The sequence below is a fragment of the Phocaeicola sp. genome, from assembly GCF_048170425.1.
Taxonomy (GTDB): Bacteria; Bacteroidota; Bacteroidia; order Bacteroidales; family Bacteroidaceae; genus Phocaeicola.
In genome coordinates this window covers 1-23,447 of record NZ_DBEXBB010000178.1, presented here as the reverse complement: position 1 = coordinate 23,447, position 23,447 = coordinate 1, and the positions used below count along the sequence as shown (strand labels likewise).

Sequence of the window (23,447 nt, the reverse complement as noted above, 5' to 3'; positions counted from 1 at the left end):
CGCGACCCTAACCTTGGCAAGGTTATGCTCTACCAACTGAGCTATTTCCGCATTACTTCGCAACCGTTCATCATTTCCTGATTGCGAGTGCAAAGGTAGTCCTTTTTTCGAAACTACCAAAATTATCGATTATCTTTTTTTGAAAAAAGTGACAAATTTCTTTGGCTTCACAGGCGCCATTAAGGTATCTGCCTACCCTTTTTCCGGTTAAAACTCCTTGTAAATGAACGTTTCGAAAGGCTTTTGAAACCGTTTCAAAGAACATATTTCAACGGCCTAAAAAAACACAAGGACGTTTGACTGAAAACGTACTTGCGTTTCAAACCAAACGTCCTTGTGTTTTGACTCAAACGCACTTGCGTTTGAATCAAAACGCTTAGGCCTTTTTTCACGAATGCCTAAGCGTTTAAAAAAAGACTATTTTACCATCCCAATTAGCACATCCGGTCGCGATAATCCTCGTAATGGAAGGTACGATATACTTCCAGTTCCCCATCAGCATGGAGCAGGGCTATTGAAGGATGATGGATACCGTTGAACATATTTGTCTTGACCATCGTATAATGAATCATGTCTTCAAATACGATTCGCTCTCCTACCTGCAATTCGTGGTTGAACTTCCAGCTGCCCATATAATCGCCACTCAGGCAACTGTTTCCTCCCAACCGGTAGACATGTTCTTCCCGAGCTGCTGTTTTCACCGCCTCAGCCGGAAGTGATTCTGCATTACGCACCCGCGGCTGATAAGGCATTTCCAGACAGTCGGGCATGTGGCAGGTAAAGCTCACATCCAGAATGGCTGTCCGTATCCCCCGGCTTTCTACCACATCTACCACCGATGCCACCAGCGGACCAGTCTGCCAGGTGAAAGCCGAACCCGGCTCCAGAATAATCTGCAGATGCGGATAGCGTGACTTCAATCCCTGCAACAAGCCAATCAAATGGTCTACATCATAATCGGCACGTGTCATCAGGTGACCTCCACCTAAATTCAGCCATTTCAACTGAGGGAACCAGCGGCTGAATTTTTCCTCGATATGCTGGAGCGTGCGTTCCAACTCGTAGGAACTCGACTCACAATGACAATGGCAATGGAAACCTTCAATGCCTTCGGGCAACCGCTCCGGCAGCAGGTCGGCCGTCACACCGAAACGTGTACCCGGCGCACAAGGGTTATAGAGCTCTACTTCTACCTCCGAGTATTCGGGATTGACACGGATGCCACATGACACATGCTCCGGATACGCCTTTGCCAGCGGATAAAAACGCTCAAACTGCGACAGGGAGTTGAACGTGATGTGACTGCTGTACTTCAGAAACGCAGGAAAGTTCTGTGCGGTATAGGCCGGCGAATAAGTATGCGCCTTGCTGCCGAACTCCTCGAAAGCCAACCGTGCTTCGTATTCCGAACTGGCCGTGGTGTAACGGATGTATTCCCGGAAAATAGGGAACGACTTCCACATAGCAAAGGCTTTAAATGCCAGAATAATTTCCACCCCCGCCGTATCGGCCACATGTTTAATCAGCGTCAGGTTCTTTCTCAATAAATCTTCCTCCATGACATAGCACGGAGAAGGTATCTTATCCCAGTCTTTTATCATTCTTTTTCTCTGTTATTTAATGTTCGAATCAATTATCTTAAAACGGGCAAATTTCAGCAGCAGCTGTTTTACGCCGGCATGCTGGAACTGTACGGTAGCCTTGCAGTTGTCTCCGCTGCCTTCCACCCGGGTCACTTCCCCTTTGCCAAAGCGTTCATGCTCTATCCACATACCGGCAGAAAGTCCCCCTGCCGACGGACCGGCCGGAGCAGCCGAAGGACTCGCATCGGGTATACGGCGAAGCGTACGAGGAGGCACAAAGCGATGAGGTTCTTCCGGCATCGGTCCGCCATCAAACATAGACGGACCCGTTTCGCGGGGTTCGTGTTCGTAAGATGCACGGCTGGTTTCTTTCCGGAAACGACTGGCCTTTTCTTCGATGCGCGTACCCATCAGTTCCTCCTGCGGCACCTGCAGGTAACGCACGTCAATATCTTTCAAGAAACGGCTCGGATTACAGAACTCCATCTTCCCGTATTTGAAACGGCTCTTGGCATACGACAAGTAGCAGTGGTCTTCAGCCCGTGTCACTGCCACATAAAACAGACGGCGCTCTTCCTCGAGTGCCCGATAGGAAGCAGATGACAGCGGACTCGGAAACAGATTTTCTTCCAGCCCCACCACAAACACATTCGGAAACTCCAGTCCCTTGGCGGAATGGATGGTCATCAGTGTCACTTTCGGCTGTGCTTCTCCCTGCTCTTCATCCTGATCGGTCAGCAAGGCAATCTCTGAAAGATAATCCGACAAAAGCACATGTGGGTTTCCTTCTTCCTGACGGCCGTCGCAGAAATCGCGCATACCGTTCACCAGTTCCTCAATGTTTTCCTGACGGCTCATGTTCTCCAGCGAACGGTCCTGATAAATTTCCGCCATGATTCCCGAACGTTTCACTAGTTCCATACCCAACGTATAGGCATCCTGTTCACGGGCCAAAGTAACGAATTCCGAAATCAGGTCGCGGAATCCCTGCAACTTGGTATAAGTTCCTTTATTCAGCTCCACTCCGTAACTCAGCGGTTCACAAAGCACTTTCCACAAGCTCACTTCGCAACGTCCGGCCGCCTCAGTCAACTTGCCCAATGTGGTATTCCCGATACCTCGTGCCGGATAGTTGATGACACGCTTGAAAGCCTCTTCATCGTGCGGATTCACCGCCAGACGGAAATAGGCCACCACATCCTTCACTTCCTTCCGCTGATAAAATGAGAGTCCTCCATAAATACGGTAAGGTATGCTGCGCTTGCGCAAAGCCTCCTCAAAAATACGGCTCTGTGCATTTGTACGGTAAAGAATGGCAAAATCATGATAGGCATACCCCGACTTGGCATGCAACTGCGCAATCTTGTTGGTCACGATTTCTCCTTCTTCCACATCGCTATAAGCCGCAAACACACCGATAGGCTCCCCCTTGTCTTTCTCGGAGAACACCTCCTTCTGAATCTGGTCGCGGTTTTTCGCAATCAGGCTGTTCGCCGCATTCACGATGGTCTGCGTGGAGCGGTAATTCTGCTCCAGCTTGAACAACCGTGCATCTTTGTACGTACGGGTAAAATTCAGGATATTATCAATGTTGGCTCCACGGAAGGAATAGATACTCTGTGCGTCATCGCCTACCACGCACACAAACTGGTGTTTCTGCGTAAGCTGGAGCACGATGCTGTGCTGTGCAAAATTCGTATCCTGATACTCATCTACTAAGATGTAACGAAAACGCGCCGCGTATTTATCACATATATCCGGACGAGTACGGAACAGCAAATAGGTGTACAGCAGCAGGTCGTCAAAGTCCATCGCGTCACTCTGCCGGCAGCGGTTCCAGTAACGCAGGTAGATTTCATGCAACAGAGGCACCTTCGCTGCCCGGTCAGCTTCTATGAGTTCGGCATTTGCCGCGTATGCCTCCGGCAGCACCAGGTGATTCTTGGCATTGCTGATGCGGCCCTGCACCATCCCCGGCTTGTAGACCTTATCGTCCAGGTTCATTTCTTTTATGATGGTTTTCACCAGACTTTTGGAATCCGTCGCATCGTAAATCGTAAAATTGGGAGTAAAACCCAGCGCCTCAGCCTCGGCCCGCAATATCCGTGAAAAAATAGAATGGAAAGTCCCCATCCAGAGATAACGGGCACGCTCCTGCCCCACCTGACGGGCAATACGCTCCTTCATTTCACGGGCGGCCTTATTGGTAAAGGTCAAGGCCAGAATGGACCACGGCTCATAACCGTTGTCCAGCAAATAGGCTATCTTGTATGTCAGCACGCGGGTCTTTCCGGAACCGGCTCCGGCAATCACTAACGAAGGGCCTTCGTTGTACAACACCGCCTCGCGCTGACTCTCATTCAGTTCATTCAAATAGTCTGTCATACAGGTCAAAATAAATCCGCCACAAAGATAGCACAAATCCGTCAGTGTCCTAACACTTTTCCTACTCTCTGGCTAAACAATTTGCCACCTTGAAGCGTTATAGTATTCGGTACAGTAAAACAATTACCATCGTATTAAGGTTATAAAGAAAGGGAGGCTTACCGATTATCAAATCCGGCAAAGCCTCCCTTTTTCATTTGTGTATCTACAAAATCAATTCTTGAAACTGTGAATCGGAGCTGGAATCCGTCCGCCACGGTTCACAAAAGCTTCGCAGCTGAAACGGTTGACCGGCATTACCGGTGCATAGCCCAGCAACCCGCCGAACTCTACCGTATCGCCCACTTCCTTTCCTACCACCGGAATGATTCTCACTGCTGTCGTTTTCTGGTTGACCATGCCAATGGCCGATTCATCGGCAATCATCCCTGAAATGGTTGCCGCCGAAGTACTACCCGGAATGGCAATCATATCCAAGCCTACAGAGCATACACACGTCATGGCTTCCAGTTTTTCGATGGTCAAGGCACCGGCCACTACCGCATCAATCATTCCCTGGTCTTCACTGACCGGAATAAATGCACCACTCAGTCCGCCCACGTAAGAAGATGCCATTACACCTCCTTTTTTCACTTGGTCGTTCAGCAGGGCCAACGCAGCTGTCGTACCCGGTGCACCCGGATATTCCAATCCAATTTCCTGAAGAATTTCTGCCACACTGTCACCTACTGCCGGAGTAGGAGCCAACGAAAGGTCGATGATACCAAACGGCACATTCAAACGGCGAGAAGCCTCTTGTGCCACCAGCTGTCCCACACGCGTAATCTTGAACGCCGTGCGCTTGATGGTTTCACAAAGCACTTCAAAGCTTTTGCCACGAATCTGTTCCAGGGCATATTTCACCACACCTGGACCGCTGACCCCTACGTTGATAACGGCATCCGGTTCTGAGACGCCGTGGAAAGCACCTGCCATAAACGGATTGTCATCCGGAGCATTGCAAAGCACTACCAGTTTGGCACAACCTAACGAGTCACGCTCTTTCGTCATTTCCGCCGTTTCCTTGATGATTTCCCCCATCAGTTTCACTGCATCCATGTTGATACCAGTCTTGGTAGAGCCTACATTTATTGAACTACAGATGCGTTCCGTACAAGCCAAAGCCTTCGGGATGGAACGAATCAGCAACTCATCGCTGCGGCTCATACCTTTCGATACGATGGCCGAGTACCCTCCGATAAAATTTACACCCAGTTCGTCCGCAGCCTTATCCAGCGTCTTGGCAATCTGCACATAATCATCCGGAGTCTTGCAAGCCGTTCCTCCCACCAATGCAATAGGTGTAATCGAAATACGCTTGTTTACGATAGGAATTCCAAATTCCTTGGAAATGTCCTCACCCGTCTGCACCAGATTCTTTGCCAGACCAATAATCTTGTTATATATATTCTGACAAAGCACCTCCAGGTTACTGTCCGCACAATCCAGCAGGTTGATACCCATGGTAATGGTACGCACATCCAGGTTCTCCTGCTCTATCATCTTGTTGGTTTCAAGAACCTCTGTTATATTAATCATACCGTTTCCCGTTTTTATTAGATACGATGCATTTTGTCAAAGATTTCTTCACGCTGGCATTTAATCTGTACCCCAATGCCTGAACCGATATTCGTCAGTTCACTCACCACCTGTTCAAAAGGTTTTTCCAGTTTGGTCATGTCTACAATCATCATCATCGTGAAATACTCCTGCACGATAGTCTGCGAAATATCCAGAATATTCACTTTATTTTCTGCCAGATAAGTACACACCTGGGCAATGATACCTACCGTATCCTTACCCACCACTGTAATAATAGCTTTGTTCACCATTGTTTCTAAAATAAATTGTTGTTTATGCCCCGCAAAGGTAGACAATTCTTTCCTTGTGTTACCTTTTCAGAAGAATTATTTTCAAGGAAGTTGCGTTTTTACAAAAAAAATGACACTTTGCAGGCACCTCCTCGATTTCTTTACAGACCTTTCGCCTTTGCTTCGTTCCAGATGGCATCCATCTCTTCCAGCGACATATCCATCAAATTCTTTCCCTCTTTAATGGTATGTGCTTCCAAATAATTAAAGCGACGGATAAATTTCTGGTTCGTCCGCTCCAACGCATTGTCCGGATTGATTTTATACAAGCGGGCTGCATTTATCAGACTAAACATCACATCCCCAAATTCGGCCTCTGCCTTTTCCTTGTCCATCTGCCCTACCTCTGCTTCAAACTCGCCTATTTCTTCCTTTACCTTACTCCACACCTGCTCACGTTCTTCCCAGTCAAACCCTACATTGCGGGCCTTATCCTGGATTCGGTATGCTTTTATCAATGCAGGAAGAGCCTCAGGTACCCCGCTCAATACAGACTTGTTGCCGTCTTTTTCCTTCAACTTAATCTGCTCCCAGTTCTCAGACACTTTTTCTGCCGTATCCGCCTTCACTTCGCCAAATACATGCGGATGGCGGAAAATCAGTTTGTCGCACAACTTATCGCACACATCCTTAATGTCGAAATCACCCGTTTCACTGCCAATCTTGGCATAGAATACCACGTGGAGTAATACGTCGCCCAATTCCTTGCAAATATTTTTCTTGTCGTCCTTCATCAGGGCATCACAGAGTTCATACACTTCTTCAATCGTGTTCGGACGCAAACTTTCATTGGTCTGTTTACGGTCCCAAGGACATTTCACCCGTAACTCGTCCAGCACGTCGAGCAGGCGTCCGAACGCTTCCATCTTTTCTTCTCTTGTATGCATGATTTTCTATTTTTCTGTTTTACCCTGCAAAGGTACGACAAAAAAGCCAATCCTATTTCACTTCCACCTGCCAGTTTATTTCCAGCGGATTGTTTTTCATACGCCACACCACAGGTAGAGACGGATTGTCCCATATCCACATTTCGCCCCCTTCATGACGGTCTACCACATGCAGCAATGCACGTCCGGCATTTTTCTCCGACTCATCGGCCACCCGGTCATACACCGTCCGGTTAAACTCCATGCTTCCTTTTTCTTTCAAATCCTGCAGTGCCTCCTGTGGCAGCAGATACGCCGTTTCCAAAGATGAGAGCGTCAAATGATTTCCATCTTCCGGTTGCAGAAAGCACAACTGTTTTCCGTTTTTCAGAGCCTCCGGTGTCATGGTGTAACTACCCGACTGCCAGTGCAGGTTGCGTTCAATACCCCAGTTCATCTGTATATTCTCGCCCTGCTGACAGAAAACCACCTGATAACGGCGTGTCTGGCCATGCAACTTGAACACAAACTTCAATGTATCCGATACGGCAGTCTGTGCAGACAGCATGCCCGTGCCCCACAGGCATGCCGTTAAAAATCCAAGTAAATATCCTTTTTTCATACGCATCTTCCTTATTTATCCAAGCCCAGTTCCTTTCCCCAGTTTCCGGGTTTCTTTCCCATTTTTAAGACCAACTCACCTCCGGCCATTACATCCTTGTGACGCAAAGCAGAATATGGATAGTCTTTTCCATTCAATGTCACACCCTGGATATAACAGTTTTTATCCGAAAGTCCTTCGGCCACTACCTTAAATTCCTTTCCTCCTTCCAGATGGAAAGTCGTAGAGGTCAGCAGCGGTGTATGAATCAGGTAATAATCCTGTCCGGCATTCGGATACAGACCTATCATGTGGAAGGCCAGCCAAGAGGACATGGCACCCGAGTCATCATTACCCGGCAAACCGACCGGACCGTCGTTGTAGTTCTTCGCAATAATCTCACGAATACGGTCGCTTGATCGCCAGGGTTTACCTAACCAGTGATACAGACAAGGTGTCAGGAAAGACGGTTCGTTGTTCACATTGAAGAAACCTTTATCAAAGAAAATATCCAGTCGTTTCTCAAAATCAGCAGCCCCGCCACATTTCTCTATCAGTCCCGGCACATCATGCGGAATGCTCAGCGAATATTCCCACGAGCTGGCCTCATAAAAGAACATGCTCCACCACGGGGTGTACCACGGTCCTTCAAAGGTAACCGGTGTGTATTTAAACTTCGGCTGCATGCGAGTGGAATGACCGAAAGGAATAGAATCCAACCAGTTTCCTTCCTTGTCGCGCGGCATGATAAAGCCTTTCGCCCCTTCATGCTCGTAGTCACTACGCCACAAGTTTTTCCAGTTCTCCGACTGCTTCAAATAACGCTGATACAGGTCTTCCCTGCCCAAGCCTTTAGCCACCAACGCAATGGCATAATCACAATAAGAATATTCTACCGTACGATTGCCTGCACGGTCAATACCATGAGGTATGTAGCCTAACTCCAGATAAGGAATCAGTCCACCCCGGCCTTCCACCTCTTCATTTCCACCGGGAGGCACCGTGGCATCCTTCAGCATGGCTTCCAATGCCAATTCATAATCAATACCTTTCAATCCTTTCACAAAGGCATCGGCAATCACGATTTCCGCATTCGATCCCCCTTGTGTACGCCCGTTGCTGTTCCCACTACGTGCATCAGGCATATAACCGTCGCGCTTGTAAATGTTTACCAATGAACGTACAATGTCTACTTCCCGCTTCGGATCAATCAAGGTAATCAGCGGAGAAGAGCTGCGATACGTATCCCAGATGGCATAGAAGTCATCGTAATAAGGTTCCGGATCACTCCACAGCGGATTCTCGCCCGTACGGTCCACCGGCATCAGCATGGTATGATACAGTCCGGTATAGAACATGCGTTTCTTTGCAAGCGAAGTAGACGGATCAATTTCTATTTTCCGAAGAAGTTGTTCCCACTGTCCCAGCAAATCCTGATGCACCTTTTCAAATGACCAATGAGGAATTTCGGAATGTGCATTGAATTTCGCCTTCTGCATGCTCAGGAAAGAAATACCGACCTTCAACTGCACCACCTTGTCATTCTTCGCAAAACGTAACAAGGCCCCCGTCTTCTCGGCAGAATCATACTGCGACCGTGCGTCTGTAATGCGATTTCCCTTCCAGGTAAGCGACTGCACAAACGGACGGTCTGTTTCCGCATAGAAGTACACCGTATAGGCTTTTCCATTGTTCCATCCGCCACGGATTCGGGTATAGCCGGCCACCTCATGGTCGGAAAGCACCTGAATTTCAGAACCAACAAACTGTTGTGCCTCGCGCGCATCGGGCACTGGGTTCTCTCCCAGGAAGAAGCCCGCATCCACCGCCAGCGACTTCAAGGAATCTTCCGGATAGGTAAAACGATAGAAAGAAGCGCGATTGGCAGTAGTGATTTCCGTACGGATACCGCTCTGCTTGAACTGCGTGTCATAATACCCTAACCGGATAGTTTCATATTCACGGCTATCATAATGATTGACACGGTCCATCCCATTGCCAAACGGAGTAACCAGCACATTTCCATACTTGGGACCTCCCCCTGTACCACTGACATGTACCTGGGCAAATCCGTCTACCCGTTCCGGCATAGGCAACCACCCACTGTTAGGAGAAGGTGTACAGTCAGGCGAAGGCTTCACCATGCCATACGGGCACGAAGGTCCGATAAACACACGTCCCAAGCCTTCCGAACCAATGCGAGGATCGACATATCGCGAAAAAGGTAATGCATATTCTCCCTTACTTTCAGCTACTACACGTGCCCAAAGTTCAGGCTGGTCAATATTTACCAAATCCGGCTGTGCCTGAATGGCTTTTCTGTAAGCCTCCTCATTCCCGTTTTGTATAGCGGCCATTACCAATATGCCATTTTTATGGCAGTAGTTCACAAACTCTTTGGTAATATTTTCCGGATCAATCTCCACATACGAAGGCTGACATACAGTCTGCCATTTTTTGACTCCTTCTATGTCCGATGCATTTACCTTAATCTTCATTTCGGGAGCCAGCCTGACGAACTCCGGAACCATTTTTGCATCGGCAAACCAAAAGAAACTATTCTTTTCGAATCCTTTTGTACGTACCAGCTTTACCAAATCAGCAACCGGAATTCCTCTTTTCACATCAAAAAACACATTGGCCTTTCCCTTCAAAGAATCCAGCATAGTTTCGATACGCGGTACCCTGAGTCCCTGAAAAGCAGGATTGAACCATGCGCCTGCATCCAACCGGTCTATTTCGGCGGAAACTGCCATATGAATTGGGCCATGCCCATCTGTAGTACGATCGAGCGTCTCATCATGAAGGTTGTACAATACCCCATCCTTACTTTTACGAACATCCAGTTCTATCCATTCGGCTCCATAGTTCAATGCAGCCCATGCAGAAGGCAACGTGTTTTCCGGAGCCAAGAAATTCGCCCCTCGATGCACCACCACTTCTATGTCTACAGAAGAAGGACTACCGTGCGCATGAGAATTTGCATAACCCATGCCGGCCAAACCAGCCACAAATATAACGGTAAACAGCCTGGGAAATATATTCATGTTCATATAAAATTTATTAGATTGATACTTTTGGAAGCTAATTTACAATTTTTCATCAATTTTATCCAGTGTTTTATAGAATAAAGTTTTTCTACAAGAGAATATATCCGTCATAAAAAAGCCCCGTGCAGCACATCAAAGTTATCTTTTCTGCGACACGGAGCTTATTTTCAGATTAAAAACAATCGCTTACTTCTGCTTTCAATCGCTTGCTCGATTAATATCCCTCATTCTGTTCCCAGTTCGTATTGGCATTCAATACATCCAGGGCCAACGGGAAAATTCGTCTGGTCAATTCTGCATTATCCGGATTAATATACTTGAATCCCCATGCACGTTCATAATCACCAAAACGAATCAAGTCATTCCTACGCCAGTGTTCATCCAGAAACTCACGGCCACGCTCATCCAATATTTCCTGTAACGAAGGATTGCGATTTATATCCAGCGAACCATCACGATTGGGTGACACATACGTACGAATCTGATTAAACAAACTCATCGGAGTATCGCCTAAAGTAGCCTCACCTCCACGGACAATTGCCTCACATTTGGTCAGAAGAATATCAGCGTAGCGGAAAATAGGAATATCATTGTCCTGATTACGTTCATACAGATTATAGTCATTGGCATCCGGATAGAATTTGATAGAACGATACCCTTGTCTTGTTCCGTCGGCTCCCACATCCAAGTCACCGTCTTCACGAATCAAGGTGATATGCTTCGTAAACTCTACTTGTTTTCCTTCGTACATATGAGGAGTAGTTGTTTTTTCACCGGTTACCGGATCATATTCAAAAATCAGTGTCTTTTCTTTTGAAGGATCTCCTACCACCACATCATTACGGCAATCGCCCGGCAGACAGAACAAATCTGCAAATTCAGGATTCATTGCAAAATTTCCTCCACAGCTCGGAGTCAGTACCGTAGTATAGAAACCGTTGGCACCACCATATCGCCAAGTACGATAACGGGCATAACACATTCCTTGGCTAAGGCTGGCTTCGTAAGGTACTGCATAAATAAAGTCTTTAATATGTGAACCGTTATTATACATGAACTTTTCCTTATAATCATCGCTCAAATCAAAAAGCTGAGATTTGATGATACGGTCACATGCCGCAATACAATCATCCAACTTTTCATTGGCCGCATTCGGATTCCAGTCTGCGCTAGTCACATCTTGTGTGTACACATTCCAATTGATGTACAGTTTAGCGAGTAAAGCATCCACCATCCAGCAAGTAGGTGTGCCATAAGTTGATTCATTTACTTCGCTGGGACACTTATCACGTACAGCCAGAAGTTCTGTCTCAATCCAGCGGGCAACATCGGCACGAGGAGAACGTTCTATAGAAGCAGAACCTTCGGTCAGTTTATAGTCCACGATAGGAGTGTCTCCAAAATTATCCATCAGCAAAAATGTATAGAATGCACGGGCAGCACGTACCGGATTCGAAGTTTCCGGATTAGTTTCTCCCAAGTCGCGCAACAGCTGATTACAATTAGTTATACCTGCCAAAATATCACTATACACGTTCAACTGACTATTGTTTGCCGAAGCCTCCCATGAATGAGTGGAACAGTTGGAATACTGACGTCCGTCCAGCCATCCTCCATTGAAACACACAGCCGAATATTCGTCCGAACTAAGGGAAAGCAATTCATCATAACGACGGGCCAACGGAGTACGAAATGCATAATACGCATTACTGATTCTTGCTTCCAGCGCAATGTCTGAGTCAATCGGATACTCCGTATATTGAGATTTAATGTCTACATCAAGGTCGTTACAACTGATTGTTGCGAGTGCCAGCATGGCACAGGTAAATATATTTTTGGTTTTCATATCAATTTTATCTCCTTAATTTATATTAGAAGTTCATATTTACACCCACCATAAAGCTTCTGGTTCTAGGATAATTACTATAGCGCATATCCATACCCGGTTCCAGTCCGCCCAGGTTCACTTCAGGGTCTATTCCTTTATAACCTGTAAGAGTAAATACATTGTTGCATGTGGCATACACACGTAAATTATTTACATAGTTACCCAGTTTTCCGAAATTGTAAGCCAATGTCAACGTAGACAAACGGAGATAAGAACCATTTTCCAAATAACGAGTAGAAGGAGCCTGGGCACGCGAGTCGTTAGCATGCTGTTCAGTAGCTACTTCTGACAAGATATTTTTACCGAAGCTGCTAAGTAAAGAAGGATCGCTATAGGTAGCACGAGTCGCATTAAATATCTTATTTCCGGCTACTCCCTGGAAGAAGGCACTCAGTGTCCATTTTTTCCATGTCAAATCATTGTTCCATCCGTAAGTCAGCTTCGGTTGTGCAGAGCCTGCCATACGGCGGTCACCGTCATTCGGGGCATCGGTAGTCCCTACCAGATTACCCTCTTCATCATAGTCATTGAAAATTGACATACCGTTTTCATCGTATCCGGCCCACTCCCACAAATAGAACTGCCCGATGGGAGCTCCTTCCATCAATCGCTGTACATGCTGCCCTGAATAACTGTTGATGTTAGGGTCGGCCATATCAATGAAGTTTACAGTATATGCTGAGTTAGACATTGACTCTACTTTATTCTTATTGTGTGACAAATTAAGAGTGGTGCTCCAGGTAAAGTCTTTTGTCTGTACAGGCACGGCATTAATCGTAATTTCAACTCCTTTGTTGCTGATGTCACCCACATTGGCCCACATTTCACTATAAGGATAAAGCAGCGTAGATACCCGATAATTGTAAATCAAGTCACTGGTGCGCTTGTCATAATATTCCACGGTACCAGAAAGACGGTTATTAAAGAACCCAAAGTCAAGCCCCACATTCAGCATCGCTGTCTTTTCCCATTTCAAGTCCGGATTTGCATTACGGGTAGCCCCCAGCACACGGTAATTGTCGCCATCAGCACTAGTAAACCAGCCTGTAGAGCCATATACCTGACGTGAATAGAAGGCATCAAAACCCAAAGAGTTACCGCTGACACCGTAACCAACCCGGAACTTCAAATCGTCAAACACATCCTGTTCTTTCATAAAGTCTTCTTCAATGATTCGCCAAGAAGCAGAAACAGACGGGAAAGTACCCCAACGATTATTGACACCAAATGCAGAAGAACCGTCACGACGAAGAGTAGCCTGCAACAGATATTTGCTCTTGTAGCTATAGTTAATACGTCCGTAATAAGAAATCATACGCAGCGTAGACAACAGATAACTGCTATTTATATTGCTTATATCGTCCATGGAAACGCTGTTTGCCAGTGCCATATTATAATAGGAGAGCGCATCATTGTAGAAATTATAGGCTATCAGTCCAAAACCGTTGTTATTATCTGCCTGTTCCCAGGAATATCCCAGCATGACACCTACTTTATGGACATCATTAAACGTATGGTCCCAGTTAATGTAGGTTTCCATCTGCTTCTTGATGTTTTCAGCCGTACTGCGTTCTGCCTGTCCGTTGCGTGACGCATAATCCACAATCTGAGATTTAGAAGAATGATAGTTGTTATAAATATACTGTTCATTCTGATAAGAAAGATTCAAATTCCAATCCAGTCCATCCCAGATATGCAGGGTAGCCTTTGCAACTCCTTGCAACAATTTCTGCGTAGTTTCATAGCGGTCTTCATTGATAAGAGAAGCCGGATTGTAATATTGTGAGGTAGTTCTGCCATACCATGTTCCATCTTCATTCTTCACCGGATTCAAAGGCAAGTAATAATTCATGGCATCCAAAGCACTTCTACCCTCATTATTTGCAGGACCGTTTTCATTATTAGAGATACTTCCATTCAAACTGATAGAAATATCCAGACGGTCATCAAACGCTTTTGTCTGAAGGAAAGAACGGGCTGTCAGGCGGTCCATACCCGTACCACGAACCGTACCCTGACGATTCAAGAAGTTTAGGGAAGCATTGTAAGAAGTCTTTTCATTACCCCCGTTAATCGATATATTGTGGTTATGACTGAAACCTGTACGAAGCACTTCACTCTGCCAGTCTGTACCAGCCGGGTTATTTACATCATAATACCCCGACAAATCCAGATCATTGGCATCCGCATAAGCCAGCACTTCATCCGCAGTCATCATGTCCAGGGTTTTCATGGTTTTATCCCATGCCACATACCCACTGTAGCTTACGTTGGTCTTACCATTTTTATTCCCTTTCTTGGTTGTGACAATGATTACACCATTCGCAGCCTTTGAACCATAAATAGCTGTTGCAGAAGCATCTCTCAACACATCAATGCTCTCAATATCTTCTGGAGCAACCAGTGAAAGACTCACTCCCGGCACACCGTCAATCACATAATATGGCTCCATAGCCTCCCCCGAACGAAGTGAGGAAGCACCACGCAATGAAATAGACGGAGAACCATTCGGGTCGCTGGTATTGGCGATGGTCAGTCCCGGAACCTTTCCTTGAAGCAACTGAGCCGGAGAAGTGTACACTCCCACATTAAGGTCTTCCGCCTTAACTGTAGTAATAGAACTGGTCACATCTTTACGGGTCATACTTCCATAGCCGATTACCACCACCTCATCCAAGGTTTTAGTATCTTCACTCAACACCACATTCACCACATTTGAAGTCACTTTTATTTCCTGAGTGACAAATCCAATAAAGGAAAACACCAGGGTCTTTCCCTGCGGCATATTCACGGCAAATTTACCGTCTATATCAGTTACGGTTCCATTTGTAGTTCCTTTTTCAAGCACATTCACCCCAATCAAAGGTTCTCCAGTTTTGTCGGTTACGACACCTGTTACCCGATTCTGGGCAAATGCCAAAGTACTACTCAATAAAAACAACACAAAGAACAAGCTTTGCGTAAATGTTCTTTTACTCTCTGATTGTACATTAAGCATAATACAAATTTTTAGTTAGAAATAAACTTTTTTTCAGCGGCAAAAGTATCCTGACGATGTTACAAGAATATTTCCAGACTATTAAATCTGTATTTAAACAATTGACAAACAAACAGTTATACACACATACTAGAATACCTCACCACTTTTCAATGGTGAGGGCACATCAAAGATATTCAGGCTCACTTTTGCCTGAAATCCTGATGCAAAACTAGTGGATAAACCACTAAAGAAGGAGGAAAATAGTATAATATAGGAGGGAAATAGTACATCCAGAAGTTAATCTTCTGTGATTGCATCTTTTTCCAGGTCAATTACAAAATTCAGACAAGGCTCTCCATTCAGAAAAGCAAGAAAAAGCGTACCCAGACCTTTCACCATCTCCACTTCGGCCGAACGGAACGTAGAAATACGCGCACGGTCAAACAGATAACGATAAACCGCCAAACGAGTCCTCGGAATATCTTCCAAAGCCAGACGTTCTGCATAACGCAGGCGATATAAGTCAAGAACCAAGTCATTCATACACCAGCCAGTCCAGCCGGCATCATCCGACTTGTCTTCTCCCGACACGATTTCCAACATCCGGGCACCAGTAAAATCCAAACAAGACCGCCAAGATTCCGGGAGGTCACGCGGAATGAACCGCAGACGAACCAAATCACGAAACTGATAGTCACAAAATTCTCCATACGTACGGGCGGAAAGAATTTCCTTATTCCATACAGGTGAATGTCCTTTCAGACTATCCGACTGGTATTCTGCCTGATACAAAGGAAACAGACTATCGAATCCTGGCACCGTGTCCAATGCCACCGTTTCCACCCGAAACACCTCATCGCTTTCAATGGTCAAAATCTTATAGGCCGGTACATAGGTCGCAATCGAAGGAATCTGTATATTATATAGGTGTTTCCCGTCTTTTCCTTCCCAGATACCAGTATCATTCACGTGCATGTGTCCGGCAAAATGCAGACGCAGTCCGGCTTGCAGAAAAGCCTCACTCACTTCGGCTTCCGGCACACGGTGCAAATCGAACCGGCGATCGCCCCATATCCGACGTACATGTTCCGACACACCGTCATTGAAATCGACCAACGGATAATGTGAAAATGCCACCAGTGTCTTATGACGCTTCTGTGCTTCCTCCACTACCTTTCGCACCCAAGGCAACAAAAACGGTTTGTGTTTCAGCACAAGGTTGTATCCGGCACTGGAACCTTGATAGCTCCACTTTCCATCCTTCATTTCTTTTGGAAGATAAACTCCCCCGTCAATGGCCAGCAGCCAGAGTCCGTCTACCGGTTCTACCAGGTAACTGGCATCCGTAGCCGTCAGCGAATCGCACAGTGTGTAGGTCCGCTTGCCCAATACACTTTCACGGCAAGCATCCTCGTAAGAATACTTGTCATACGTATAAGAAGTAAAAGGACTTTCCCAATAACAGTCGTCCTTCCGAGGGAAAAAGCCAAAATCGGCATAGCATTCCATCAGTGACACATATCCGGCACACGAATCCTCACGCGTCACACGGCTTCCGTCTGCTGCCAGAAAATGCGCATTTTTTTGCATCAGCCCCAAAGGAAGAGCCGGATCATGATTACCCGTAGTCACAAAAAAGCGCATACCTTTTCTTTGCGTGTACGAATGCAATATATTCTTTATTTTTTGTTGATTGAAGAACTGCCCGTTATCGGTTAAATCACCCGGCAACACAACCCAGCGAATATTCCTGCGAGCCACGTCATCAAGAGCCGCCAGAAGCGCATAATAATTTTCATTAAACAAACGGGTGGACTGTACCTGTACCTCCATGGAACGCACTCGTTCGGCATGACCGTCCACATCTTGAATATGTGCATCCGATATAAATGCAATCTGTGTCTGTGCATTTCCCAACAGCATAATTCCCCACAAACATGCCACCAAGCACAGCTTTATCATTTTACTCATAAATACGTACTTAAGAATCTCTTACAAAGATAGTGATTTTATCAGAAAGGAGACTCTCCATTTCTTCCATTTAAAACAGCATCCTATTCTTGACATACCTTTGAAATATTTTCTTAACCACAAAGAATCTTTTACGTTTCTTACAGCAAAGCCTTATGTTTTCCCGACGGAAAACGTATAGCTCCACCCGGAAAAACATAAGGCTTTCATAAGGGAGACATAAAACACCCTGCTTCATTTCTCCCTACATACAAAGGGGATTATAAATCAATGATTCGGACACTGATGTTCTCCACCCTCATGATGATGATTGCAACCTACGCCAGAATCCTGTATCTTTCCAGCCAGATAGGCCTCAGCCACTTCCATCACTGAACCATGGCATCCTCTGATTACCTCTATGCCACAAGCTGAAAGTTTGGCCAGTGCACCAGCCCCCATATTGCCAGCCAGCATCACGGTCACTCCGTCTGCCTGCAATTGGGAAGCGATATCCGACTTGCATCCACACCCTTGCGGAGAAGGGAGTACTTGCGTACGAGCAATACAATTTTCTTCATCCACCGTGAAAATGGTATAAAACTCACAATGACCGAAATGATCGTCAATCAGACCGTTTCTTGTAGGTAAAGCTATCTTTTTCATACGCGCATAATTTGATAATTTATTGACGCAAAGGTAAAGAAAAAATACCTGTACTTGCTCTATCGGACAAGAACAAATGAAGTTTTCGGGCAAAGCCCCCTAAAATCCAAGTAGTTTTATTATTTTTGCAGCCGATTATACGATAAACATAAATAATAAAGATATTATAACCATGGAATTAGCAAGTAAGTACAATCCCGCTGACGTGGAGGGAAAATGGTATCAGTATTGGCTGGACCACAAACTTTTCAGTTCTAAACCCGACGGACGTGAACCTTACACCGTCGTCATTCCTCCCCCTAACGTGACGGGAGTGCTCCACATGGGACACATGCTGAACAATACCATCCAGGATATTCTTGTAAGACGTGCCCGCATGATGGGAAAGAATGCGTGCTGGGTACCGGGTACAGACCATGCATCCATCGCTACTGAAGCAAAGGTAGTAAACCGTCTGGCTCAACAAGGCATCAAAAAAACAGACCTTACGCGTGAAGAGTTCTTGAAACATGCATGGGCATGGACAGAAGAACACGGAGGCATCATTTTGAAGCAGCTCCGCAAACTGGGCGCATCATGCGACTGGGACCGCACGGCTTTCACCATGGACGAAACCCGTAGCAAAAGCGTAATCAAGGTATTCGTGGACCTTTATAACAAGGGACTGATTTACCGTGGCGTACGTATGGTCAACTGGGACCCGAAAGCACTGACTGCCCTGTCTGACGAAGAAGTAATCTACAAAGAAGAGCATAGCAAACTGTATTACCTGCGTTATTACATAGCTGATGACGATATGAGCGGTGAAACAGGAGCTGAAGGTGAAATCGTACACCGTGACGCACAAGGCCGCCGTTATGCCGTAGTGGCTACCACTCGTCCGGAAACCATCATGGGGGATACGGCAATGTGTATCAATCCGGCAGACCCGAAAAGCCAGTGGCTGAAAGGCAAGAAAGTCATCGTTCCGCTAGTAGGACGTGTGATTCCGGTTATTGAAGACAGCTATGTAGACATTGAATTCGGTACAGGTTGTTTGAAAGTTACTCCGGCACACGACGTGAACGACTACATGCTGGGAGAAAAATACAATCTGCCTTCTATCGACATTTTCAATGACAACGGTACACTGAGTGAAGCTGCCGGACTGTATGTAGGTATGGACCGTTTCGACGTACGTGCGCAGATTGAAAAAGACCTGGATGCAGCCGGATTGCTGGAAAAGGTAGAAGCTTATACAAATAAGGTAGGTTTCTCTGAACGTACCAACGTAGCCATCGAGCCGAAACTGTCTATGCAGTGGTTCCTCAAGATGCAGCACTTCGCTGATATGGCATTGCCGCCGGTAATGAACGACGAGTTGAAGTTCTACCCTGCCAAATATAAGAATACATACCGCAACTGGCTGGAAAACATTAAAGACTGGTGTATCAGCCGTCAGCTGTGGTGGGGACACCGTATTCCGGCTTACTACTTGCCGAAAGGTGGCTTCGTAGTAGCTGAGACTCCGGAACAGGCATTGGAACTGGCTAAGGAAAAAACCGGAGATGCAAACCTGAAGATGGAAGACTTGCGTCAGGAAGACGACTGCCTCGACACCTGGTTCTCTTCATGGTTGTGGCCGATTTCATTATTCGACGGTATCAACAACCCTGGCAACGAAGAAATCAAGTACTACTACCCGACTGCCGACCTGGTAACCGGACCGGACATCATTTTCTTCTGGGTAGCACGTATGATTATGGCTGGTTACGAATACATGGGCGACATGCCGTTCCGTAACGTATACTTCACCGGTATCGTACGCGACAAGATTGGCCGTAAGATGTCAAAATCACTCGGTAACTCACCCGACCCACTGGAACTGATTGAACAGTTCGGTGCCGACGGAGTGCGTATGGGAATGATGCTGGCTGCTCCTGCCGGAAACGATATTCTCTTCGATGAAGCACTTTGCGAACAAGGACGTAACTTCAACAACAAGATATGGAATGCCTTCCGTCTGGTAAAAGGCTGGCAGGTAGCCGACATCGAACAGCCGGAATATGCCAAACTGGCTACTGAATGGTTTGACTCTATGCTGGCCAAGACCGCAGAAGAAGTAAACGACCTCTTCGGCAAATATCGTCTGAGCGAAGCGTTGATGGCTGTATATAAGTTGTTCTGGGACGAATTCTCAAGCTGGTACCTGGAAATGGTGAAACCTGCATACGGACAACCTATCGACAAGGTAACCTACGAAAAGACATTAGCATTCTTTGAAACCTTGCTGAAACTGCTCCATCCGTTCATGCCGTTCATCACAGAAGAGTTGTGGCAGCACATTTACGACCGTCAGCCGGGCGAAAGCATCATGACCCAGACGCTCGTAAAAGACATGCCTTACAACGAAGCACTGATTGCACAGTTTGAAGCTGTGAAAGAAGTAATCAGTGGCATCCGTACCATCCGCCTGCAGAAGAACATCGCACAGAAAGAAGCGTTGACACTTGAAGTAACTGGAGAAAATCCGGTAGCCGGCTTTGGTTCTGTAATAGCCAAACTCTGCAACTTGTCAGAAATCAAGCAGGTAGAAACCAAGTCGGAAGGAGCTGCTGCCTTCATGGTGGGTACTACAGAATATGCCGTACCATTGGGTAACCTGATTAACGTAGAAGAAGAGCTGAAGAAACTGGAAGCTGACCTGAAATATCAGGAAGGATTCTTACAAAGCGTAATGAAAAAGCTGAGCAACGAAAAGTTTGTCAGCAAGGCTCCGGCCAGTGTCATTGAAATGGAACGCAAGAAACAGGCTGATGCAGAAACGAAGATTGCAGCATTGAAAGAAAGCATTGCAGCATTGAAGCGTTAAGCTGCTTGTTTCCCTAACAATAAAACCCTTCCTAAATAGCTGACAGTTATTTAGGAAGGGTTATCTTTTAATAAATCAGAACAATACAAGCCCTACAGACAGGGCGTTGAACTCAGGACCGTACGCTGTATCAAGTATCTTACAAGGACTGTATTTTACGTAAAATCCAATCGACTTATAACCTATAGATGCCTGAATATCTATTGTCACCGGAGTTTGATGGATGTTGCTATCGGTCAGTTTAAATTCCTGTCCATCCTGTTTATACCTCGTTTTCAGACTGGCATGTGTATTGAAATTGACAATTGCTCCCAGACTGAAATTGAAATTATTCTTTGTTTCATGAGTAAGCATGACAGGAACAGCCCAACTGAAAACTTTGATACGCGAAAACTGAATGTCAGCTCCTTCTGGATAACCGCCGATATACATATCGCTACCTGCATCTTTTATAAAACGCTGCTTGCCGGTCATCCGGTAATTGCGCCAGCTGCATGCCACTCCGATAGAAAGAGAAGTTTCCGTAGCCCACGGATAATACTGCCATCCGAGAGTAGGAGTAGTAACCTCCCATGATGATCCCATGCTGACATCCATATTTTCAGGAGCTCCCTGCACGCAGGAAAGTCCTATCTTAAAATCTTTCAGCACAAACTCATTACGCTTATGCCTTTTTTCCGACGTGCGTTTTCTAAAGGGAATATTAAAATCCCAGTTGCCGCTGCGCTCCTTTGTTACTGAAACATCCGAAGGAGATATTTCCACCTCACGAGCATAACGGAAACCCGGATTATCTTTCTTTCCGCTGATTTCCACAAGGAAGCGATTTCCAGACTCAGTGATTGTCACCCGTTTGGGATTCTCCACACTCATGACACTTTCCACCTTCAGTGAATCTCTACTTTCGGCATATCCGCCAGTTGCAGTCAGCAGAGTGACTGCAAGCAAAATCATTTTCTTCATATCTTATCGTATCTTGTTTGTTTGCATTTCATTTGAACATCTGTTTCAGTTCTTCCAGAGTAACTTCTCCTTCCATGTATACCACCGTCACTTCAGCCTTCTTTTTGCTGCCAGGCGCAACCGAAGTATTCCGATAGAATAAATACCTGTAATTGTCATCCCGTGGCGAAAAACAATAAAAACCATAATATAATTTCTTACCCACTCTGCCCTCCTCCTTATCAACTGCCGCTGTAGCATCCTGACTGACCAGCTCCTCTATTTCTTCCGACACAGCCGGAGCATCAGTGACTGTCAAGCTGCGAAACAGGGTCAAATGATACTTTTTCAACTCTTTCCCTTTGATAAGCACCTCCACGGCACGTTTGTCATGCTTAAAGCGACCTTCAAACAAGGCATCTACATGCATGCCTTTCTGTGCATACCCAGACAACACAGACAGCATGATTATCCATAATATAACCCATCGTTTCATATCATCTTGTCATTAATTATCCATTGATACAGTATCATTTTCCTCCAACGTCTGAAACAAATCCGACAACTGCATTTCGACAGTTTCTTCCGGTGAATGGTGACGAACCTTTTCCACCGATTTCAAGGCCTCGGAAAATACAGTTTCCTTATCGGTACAACGTTCCCCGTTAATATAAGCCACACATACATTTGTTTTTTCCGTCAGCTGCCAAGTTGTAATCAGAACAATGATACCCATAACCGCAGCTGCTACATAATGCCACATTCGTACACTGCGTGTATGCGGTCTATTGTATATGGAACGTCTTGTAACAAAATATCCCATCACCGCGCGAAGTTCATCGAACTCCTTGCCTTGTGCAGCAGGAGTAGCCAAGAAACGTGCCAGTGCTTCTTCTTCAGCCTCACTCGTTTCAGCCTCAAAGTAGCGGTTTGCTAACTCTCTCCATTGTTGAAAAGTTCGTTCGTTATTTTTCATCGCTCCATTTGTTTTAAGTAACATTCTCTAATTTCTTTTCTCGCTCTCGATAGTTGCATACGTACTGCTGCCTCCTGCATACCCAATATGTCGGCTATTTCATTATATTTCTTTCCTTCATACTCTTTCATGTGCAAAATCTGCTTCTGAAGTGGAGTCAATCTAGATTCAATAATACGCTCAACCATACGAAACTGCTCTTCCTTTTCCAACACCTCGGCTGCTGAATCGGAAATAGATTCATCTCGATTTTCGTCTAGTTCCACCGTAAGCAAATGATTCTTTTTACGCAAAGTATCGATGCACAGATTCTTTACCGTAACAACTGTAAGCGCCTCTGCCTCTTCGCGCGAGTCGATTCGGTCTGCATTCTTCCACAGACGGAAGAATGCCTCCTGCAACGCATCGTCGGCATCCTCTCTGCTAGAAAGGAAGCGCATTGCCAATTGGAAAAAACTTTTTCTCAGGTCAGTAAAAGTCGATATCAATGTTTCTTTACTCATGCTTCTTAGAATCGTCGTAGAAGTCGTTTCTCAAAAAGGTAAACGTAAAACTATATCTTTTGTAACAAAAAAGGCACAAAAATCTTATCTTTTATTTTTCAGGATTAATAAAGCCTACAACAAAAAGAATACACATTAATCTATAAAAAAGTCTGTCAAACAATTGATTACTTCCAAATGTTCGCCATATTTCCGAACTGACATACTCTCCTTTTAGAAATATAAATGCAATTCTGTCAGCTAAGGCTGACAAATGAACCGGACGATTTGTCAGTCTTAACCAAAACAATTGATTT

The 23,447-nt window shown here is 45.7% G+C and carries 17 protein-coding genes; 1 reads left to right on the top strand and 16 read right to left on the bottom strand.

Annotated features, from left to right (window positions below):
• Positions 1–434 precede the first annotated feature (434 nt).
• The 11 genes from nspC to ACMJ0U_RS06980 all read right to left on the bottom strand — a co-directional run bounded on the left by nspC (position 435) and on the right by ACMJ0U_RS06980 (position 17,879).
• The gene (gene nspC / locus ACMJ0U_RS07030) at positions 435–1,601 is read right to left on the bottom strand and encodes a carboxynorspermidine decarboxylase (RefSeq protein WP_417129153.1); all 1,167 of its coding nucleotides are present in this window, start codon (positions 1,599–1,601) and stop codon (positions 435–437) included.
• A gap of 12 nt (positions 1,602–1,613) precedes the next feature.
• A complete protein-coding gene (locus tag ACMJ0U_RS07025; RefSeq protein WP_417129151.1) occupies positions 1,614–3,968 on the bottom strand; it encodes an ATP-dependent helicase in 2,355 nt (784 codons plus the stop codon).
• Positions 3,969–4,181: 213 nt separating this feature from the next.
• Complete coding sequence (locus ACMJ0U_RS07020) at positions 4,182–5,546, bottom strand: PFL family protein (RefSeq protein WP_417129150.1); 1,365 nt, start codon at positions 5,544–5,546, stop codon at positions 4,182–4,184.
• 17 nt (positions 5,547–5,563) lie between these two features.
• A complete protein-coding gene (locus ACMJ0U_RS07015) occupies positions 5,564–5,836 on the bottom strand; it encodes an ACT domain-containing protein (RefSeq protein WP_117670981.1) in 273 nt (90 codons plus the stop codon).
• 143 nt (positions 5,837–5,979) lie between these two features.
• The gene (mazG, locus tag ACMJ0U_RS07010; protein ID WP_417129149.1) at positions 5,980–6,765 is read right to left on the bottom strand and encodes a nucleoside triphosphate pyrophosphohydrolase; all 786 of its coding nucleotides are present in this window, start codon (positions 6,763–6,765) and stop codon (positions 5,980–5,982) included.
• A gap of 52 nt (positions 6,766–6,817) precedes the next feature.
• Positions 6,818–7,366, bottom strand: a complete 549-nt coding sequence (locus tag ACMJ0U_RS07005; protein ID WP_417129147.1) for a hypothetical protein — start codon at positions 7,364–7,366, stop codon at positions 6,818–6,820.
• An 11-nt stretch (positions 7,367–7,377) separates the two neighbouring features.
• Positions 7,378–10,398 (bottom strand): GH92 family glycosyl hydrolase, encoded by a 3,021-nt coding sequence (locus ACMJ0U_RS07000; RefSeq protein WP_417129146.1) that lies wholly within the window; start codon positions 10,396–10,398, stop codon positions 7,378–7,380.
• 211 nt (positions 10,399–10,609) lie between these two features.
• On the bottom strand, positions 10,610–12,241 hold the full coding sequence (locus ACMJ0U_RS06995) for a RagB/SusD family nutrient uptake outer membrane protein (RefSeq protein WP_417129145.1): 1,632 nt from the start codon (positions 12,239–12,241) through the stop codon (positions 10,610–10,612).
• A 25-nt stretch (positions 12,242–12,266) separates the two neighbouring features.
• On the bottom strand, positions 12,267–15,281 hold the full coding sequence (locus tag ACMJ0U_RS06990) for a SusC/RagA family TonB-linked outer membrane protein (RefSeq protein ID WP_417129144.1): 3,015 nt from the start codon (positions 15,279–15,281) through the stop codon (positions 12,267–12,269).
• A 279-nt stretch (positions 15,282–15,560) separates the two neighbouring features.
• Positions 15,561–17,234 (bottom strand): metallophosphoesterase family protein, encoded by a 1,674-nt coding sequence (locus ACMJ0U_RS06985; RefSeq protein WP_417129143.1) that lies wholly within the window; start codon positions 17,232–17,234, stop codon positions 15,561–15,563.
• Between the two features lie 267 nt (positions 17,235–17,501).
• Positions 17,502–17,879, bottom strand: a complete 378-nt coding sequence (locus ACMJ0U_RS06980; RefSeq protein ID WP_417129141.1) for a NifB/NifX family molybdenum-iron cluster-binding protein — start codon at positions 17,877–17,879, stop codon at positions 17,502–17,504.
• Positions 17,880–18,051: 172 nt separating this feature from the next.
• On the opposite strand from ACMJ0U_RS06980, the gene ACMJ0U_RS06975 reads away from it, so the two are divergent.
• The gene (locus tag ACMJ0U_RS06975; RefSeq protein ID WP_417129140.1) at positions 18,052–20,730 is read left to right on the top strand and encodes a valine--tRNA ligase; all 2,679 of its coding nucleotides are present in this window, start codon (positions 18,052–18,054) and stop codon (positions 20,728–20,730) included.
• Positions 20,731–20,805: 75 nt separating this feature from the next.
• Here ACMJ0U_RS06975 and ACMJ0U_RS06970 read toward each other — a convergent pair whose 3' ends face one another.
• The 5 genes from ACMJ0U_RS06970 to ACMJ0U_RS06950 form a co-directional block, all read right to left on the bottom strand.
• Positions 20,806–21,693, bottom strand: coding sequence for a hypothetical protein (locus tag ACMJ0U_RS06970; RefSeq protein ID WP_417129138.1), 888 nt, complete (start codon positions 21,691–21,693; stop codon positions 20,806–20,808).
• Between the two features lie 28 nt (positions 21,694–21,721).
• Positions 21,722–22,168 (bottom strand): DUF6108 family protein, encoded by a 447-nt coding sequence (locus ACMJ0U_RS06965; RefSeq protein ID WP_417129137.1) that lies wholly within the window; start codon positions 22,166–22,168, stop codon positions 21,722–21,724.
• Positions 22,169–22,180: 12 nt separating this feature from the next.
• Entirely contained in the window at positions 22,181–22,648 is a 468-nt protein-coding gene (locus tag ACMJ0U_RS06960) for a hypothetical protein (RefSeq protein ID WP_417129136.1), read from the bottom strand.
• Entirely contained in the window at positions 22,645–23,088 is a 444-nt protein-coding gene (locus ACMJ0U_RS06955) for an RNA polymerase sigma factor (protein WP_417129155.1), read from the bottom strand. Before ACMJ0U_RS06955 ends, ACMJ0U_RS06960 begins: the two co-directional genes overlap by 4 nt.
• 154 nt (positions 23,089–23,242) lie before the next feature.
• Positions 23,243–23,447: hypothetical protein (locus tag ACMJ0U_RS06950; RefSeq protein ID WP_417129134.1), on the bottom strand; the 205-nt coding region annotated here is incomplete at its 5' end.

Coding starts and splice junctions, on each gene's coding strand:
- nspC (WP_417129153.1), bottom strand. CDS start 1,601: ATGATAAAAGACTGGGATAAGATACCTTCTCCGTGCTATGTCATGGAG.
- ACMJ0U_RS07025 (WP_417129151.1), bottom strand. CDS start 3,968: ATGACAGACTATTTGAATGAACTGAATGAGAGTCAGCGCGAGGCGGTG.
- ACMJ0U_RS07020 (WP_417129150.1), bottom strand. CDS start 5,546: ATGATTAATATAACAGAGGTTCTTGAAACCAACAAGATGATAGAGCAG.
- mazG (WP_417129149.1), bottom strand. CDS start 6,765: ATGCATACAAGAGAAGAAAAGATGGAAGCGTTCGGACGCCTGCTCGAC.
- ACMJ0U_RS07005 (WP_417129147.1), bottom strand. CDS start 7,366: ATGAAAAAAGGATATTTACTTGGATTTTTAACGGCATGCCTGTGGGGC.
- ACMJ0U_RS07000 (WP_417129146.1), bottom strand. CDS start 10,398: ATGAACATGAATATATTTCCCAGGCTGTTTACCGTTATATTTGTGGCT.
- ACMJ0U_RS06995 (WP_417129145.1), bottom strand. CDS start 12,241: ATGAAAACCAAAAATATATTTACCTGTGCCATGCTGGCACTCGCAACA.
- ACMJ0U_RS06990 (WP_417129144.1), bottom strand. CDS start 15,281: ATGCTTAATGTACAATCAGAGAGTAAAAGAACATTTACGCAAAGCTTG.
- ACMJ0U_RS06985 (WP_417129143.1), bottom strand. CDS start 17,234: ATGAGTAAAATGATAAAGCTGTGCTTGGTGGCATGTTTGTGGGGAATT.
- ACMJ0U_RS06980 (WP_417129141.1), bottom strand. CDS start 17,879: ATGAAAAAGATAGCTTTACCTACAAGAAACGGTCTGATTGACGATCAT.
- ACMJ0U_RS06975 (WP_417129140.1), top strand. CDS start 18,052: ATGGAATTAGCAAGTAAGTACAATCCCGCTGACGTGGAGGGAAAATGG.
- ACMJ0U_RS06970 (WP_417129138.1), bottom strand. CDS start 21,693: ATGAAGAAAATGATTTTGCTTGCAGTCACTCTGCTGACTGCAACTGGC.
- ACMJ0U_RS06965 (WP_417129137.1), bottom strand. CDS start 22,168: ATGAAACGATGGGTTATATTATGGATAATCATGCTGTCTGTGTTGTCT.
- ACMJ0U_RS06960 (WP_417129136.1), bottom strand. CDS start 22,648: ATGAAAAATAACGAACGAACTTTTCAACAATGGAGAGAGTTAGCAAAC.
- ACMJ0U_RS06955 (WP_417129155.1), bottom strand. CDS start 23,088: ATGCGCTTCCTTTCTAGCAGAGAGGATGCCGACGATGCGTTGCAGGAG.